Source organism: Saccharomonospora iraqiensis subsp. paurometabolica YIM 90007 (assembly GCF_000231035.2).
GTDB lineage: Bacteria > Actinomycetota > Actinomycetes > Mycobacteriales > Pseudonocardiaceae > Saccharomonospora > Saccharomonospora paurometabolica.
Map to the genome: position 1 here is coordinate 6994 of NZ_KI912231.1, position 4110 is coordinate 11103.

At 72.8% G+C, this 4110-nt stretch carries 3 protein-coding genes and 1 pseudogene; 2 read left to right on the forward strand and 2 right to left on the reverse strand.

Features of this window, described 5'->3' with window-relative positions; genetic code table 11:
* Positions 1–339 (reverse strand): annotated as a pseudogene (locus tag SACPADRAFT_RS32655) (acetyl-CoA acetyltransferase); the annotation flags it as partial.
* 242 nt (positions 340–581) lie between these two features.
* Here SACPADRAFT_RS32655 and SACPADRAFT_RS0210445 point away from each other — a divergent pair.
* Complete coding sequence (locus SACPADRAFT_RS0210445) at positions 582–3185, forward strand: hypothetical protein (RefSeq protein WP_007026742.1); 2604 nt, start codon at positions 582–584, stop codon at positions 3183–3185.
* Between the two features lie 125 nt (positions 3186–3310).
* Positions 3311–3583: a GlsB/YeaQ/YmgE family stress response membrane protein gene (locus SACPADRAFT_RS0210450; RefSeq protein WP_007026743.1), complete on the forward strand. Its 273-nt coding sequence runs from the start codon at positions 3311–3313 to the stop codon at positions 3581–3583.
* Positions 3584–3595: 12 nt separating this feature from the next.
* Here SACPADRAFT_RS0210450 and SACPADRAFT_RS26860 read toward each other — a convergent pair.
* On the reverse strand, positions 3596–4110 hold a 515-nt coding region (locus tag SACPADRAFT_RS26860), incomplete at its 5' end, for an electron transfer flavoprotein subunit alpha/FixB family protein (protein ID WP_007026744.1).

The window sequence follows — 4110 nt, forward strand, 5'->3', positions numbered from 1 at the left end:
GACGCGGGAGTCCCCGGACGCGATCCCGGCGGCCGCCTCGTCGAGCAGCGCCGCGGGCCAGTGCCCACCCACGGTCGTGGTCGCGCGATGCTTCGGTGAGGCGTGCAGACGCCGTGCGAGCAGGGCGGGCAGGTCGTCGTAGGCCCAGCTGCTGCTCTTGATCGCCAGCACCGAGTCGGCCTCGCTCAGCAGGGCGGGGGCGCCCGAATCGGTCCCCGCGGCGCGGGCGGCGTCCTCGGCCAGCGCGAGGGGTTCCCGCGCCGCCTCCGGCGCGCGGGCGGTGTTGCCCCGCACCTGCCCGACCCCGACGAGTACCGGCACCCGGCCGTCGTCCGGCATCCGCAGACTCCAATCAGAGCACGGTCACGATCGGTGCGGACCTTAACACGGGCGAACCGCCCGTTCCGGGCCGACGAGTCGCCGCTCACACCCGGGAGCCTTCCGCGCCGTTCGGGAGCCTTCCGCGCCGTTCGGGAACCTCGGGCAAGGGCGTTCCGGCCGGACCGTTCCCTCCGTGACACTCTCCGTGGTACACACGCGGGTTCACGTTGCCGAGCCACGGCGTGTCCTGGGGGGTCACGATGGCGCGATTCCGACTGAACGATCCGTTCGGCCGACGGGACCAACCACCGGAGTTCACCGGGACGGAACAGGAACTGCGCGCCGCACTGCACGAAGGCAGGCCGTTGACCCTCGGCGACACCGTCCCGCCCCCGGGACATCCCGGGCACACCGTCCGCGCGAGCGCCATCGCCTACCTTCTCCTGGTGGAGGAGGGTGTGCACGCCCGCAGCCGACGGCTCGAACTCCACGGCGCCGAGATCGTCGGCGACCTGGACCTGGCCGACTCGGTCCTGCGGTTCCCGGTGGTGTTCGCGCACTGCCGGTTCCGCGGCGATCTCGATCTCTCCGACGCGGCCACGGCCCGTGTCGAGCTCACCGACTGTGTCGTCCCGCGGGTGGTCGCGCCCCGGCTGCAGTGTTCCGGGTCGCTCATGCTGCACGGTGTCCGGGAGACGAGCACCGTGAACCTGGAGGACGCCCACGTCTCGGGCGGGGTCGAACTCGCCGACTGCCACCTGGCGGCCGAGGGGCACGCGCTCAATCTCAGTTCCGCGCGGGTGACCGGCGACGTCACCCTCGCCCGCACCGTGGTCGACGGCGACGAGACGACCACGGTCAACCTCCTCGCGGTGCGGGTCGAGGGCACGCTCGACGTCACCGGATTCCGATCCCCCGGTGCGTTGTTCCTCGCGGGCGCGGAGGTGCAACAGTTCCTGTGGCTGTCCGGGTCCCGGCTGGGCGCGGTGGACGGCTCCAGTTCCCGGATCGGCCTCGGCATGTACGCCGAGCGGATGAGCACCACCAAGGGGTTCGCCTTCCGCAGCGCCCGGGTCGGCGGCGACATCCGCCTCGACGGCGCGGAGCTGCGCGCCGGGACCGGGTGGGGGCTGAACCTGTACCGGGCCGACGTCTTCGGCACGGTCCGGCTCCGGAACGGATTCACCTGCCGGGCCCCGATGGGAGCCATCCTCGACCACGCCACCGTCACGGGGGACGTGCGGCTGGACGACGCCGACGTGGACGCCCCCGACCATGCCCTCTCGCTGGCCAACGCCACCGTCTCCGGTGGCGTCGCCGCCAGGGCCCCCGCGCGCGTCGCCGGACGGATCACGTTGGACAGCGCCCGGGTGGAGGGCGTGTTCCGGATGGAGTCCGCGGAGCTCTCGGCGGGTTCCGGTGCCGTGAGCATCTCCGCCTTCGCGGCGACCGTCCGCGCGGAGTTCGCGCTCGTGGGGGCCACCCGGGTCACCGGACGGATCCGGCTGACCGACTGCGACACCGGTACCCTGCGGTTGACGGAGAGCGTCCTGCTCGGTGACGACGACGGTGCCGCGCTGAACCTGACCGGAAACACGGTGTCCGGCGATCTCGTGCTGAACGGCGTGGAGTCCCTGGGCCGCATCCGGCTCCGCAACAACACCGTCCAGGGCAGCCATCTGCTCGACGGCGCCCACCTGCGCGCGGACCGGCACGATCAGCAGGGGCGCCGGATCGCGCTGGAGGTCTCGGCACTGTCGGTCGGCAAGAACCTCACGATGACGGAGGCGACCGTGGACGGGGCGGTCCGTGTGGCGTACTCCCACATCGCCCAGGTGGTCACCATCACCGACTGCGTCCTCGCCGGCGGCAGGACCGATCCGACGGACCCGCCCATGTCGCTCGACCTCGGCGGGACCACGGTCGGCCGCCACCTGTCGCTCTCCCGCACGCGGAGCACCCGCACGGTCAGGCTGACGACGACCACCGTGCACGGGGACGTCGGGCTCGACGACACGGTGCTCGACGACCGGGACCTCGCGCTCGACGCCGCCGAACTGACGGCGTCGACACTGATCTTCCTGCCCGCACGGGCGCCGACCGGACGCGTGGACCTCTCCCACGCGCGGTTGGGAACCCTTCGGGACCGGGTCCGGGCGTGGTCGTACGCCCACGGCTTCCTCGACCTCGCCGGGTGCGCCTACGACCGCCTCGACGGTGCGATGACCCTGAAACAGCGCCTGCACTGGGTGCACTCGGCGACCGAACCGTTCATGCCCGGGCCGTACGAGCAACTCGCCGCCTCGTTCTCCGCGACCGGAGAGGAGAGCGAAGCCCGCACCACCCGGCTGGCCGCCGTGCGCCGGTCCTCTTCCGAGCTCACTCAGAACACCCGCAGGAACCGTCCCGGCGCGCCCACCCGGGACGGACCGCCCGGCCCGCCCGCCCGGTGGACGTCGCGGGTGGTCGGCGTCCTGCGTCACCTGGTCCAGCGCGGCTACCAGTTGTGGGGCGCCCTGCAGGATCTGGTACTCGGGTACGGCTACCGGCCGCTGCGGGCCGTCGTCGTCTTCCTCCTGGCCTGGTCGTCCGGCGCCGTGGCGTTCGCGTGGGGGACGGGCCCGTGTCTGCGGTCCGGCACGGCGGTCCCGGGACCCTGCCCGGTCCGGGTCGACGAACATCCCACCTGGGACCCGTTCCTGTACGCCCTCGACGTCCTCGTCCCCGTCGTCGACCTCGGCCACGCCACGGCGTGGGACGTGCTCGGATGGTCCAAGGCGGTCATGCTGGTGCTCACCGTGGCCGGCTGGGTCCTGGCGACCACGATCATCGCCGCCTTCGGGCGGACGCTGCGCCGCCGGTGAGCCGTCGGCCCGCGGGGACGGGCCCCGCCGTGCCGGGAGCGGCGGGACCCCGTACCGTTTCACTCCCCCGTGCGCGGGATATCCGGCGGCGGGACACCGCGTCACCGACAGGAAGGACGACAACCATGATCGGGTTCATCGTGGCGGGTCTGATCATCGGCGCGTTGGCGCGTCTGCTCAAACCCGGCAAGCAGGACCTCGGCATCCTGGCCACGCTGCTGCTGGGCCTGGTCGGGTCGGTGATCGGCGGTACCGTGGCGAACCTGCTGGGCACCGGCGACATCTTCGAGCTGAACGTGCTGGGGTTCATCATCGCGGTCATCGCGGCGGTGCTGCTGATCGGTGTCGCCGAGTCCCTGGTCGGCCGCCGGAGGAAGAGCAGCGCCGACCGCTCGTGAACCCCGGCGTGCTCACCCGCGGGTGAGCACCCGTTCCTCCTCCCGCCCGGCCCGCTGCTCCCGCCGGGCCCGGAGTTCGGCCACGACCGCGGGCAGCACCTCGTGGACGTCCCCGATCACCGCGTAGTCGGCCCGGGACACCATCGGCGCCTCCGGATCGGTGTTCACCGCGAGGATCGTGCGGGAGTCCATGCAGCCCACCCAGTGCTGGGTGGCGCCACTGATGCCGCAGGCCAGGTACAGGTCGCAGGCCACCTTCGTCCCGGTCAGCCCGACCTGGTCGGAGTGCGGCCGCCAGCCGTTGTTCGTGGCCACCCGCGAACAGCCGACCGCACCGCCCAGCAGTCCGGCCAGCTCCTCCAGCACGGCGTACCCGTCGGCGCCACCGACCCCGCGTCCACCGGAGACCACCACCGGCGCGGAGGCCAGCGTGACACCGCCCGCGGCACGGGTGCGTTCCAGGACGCGGGCCGCGCCGGAGTCTTCCGGCAGGTCCGGCACGATCTCCCGCACCGCGCAGGCGGCCA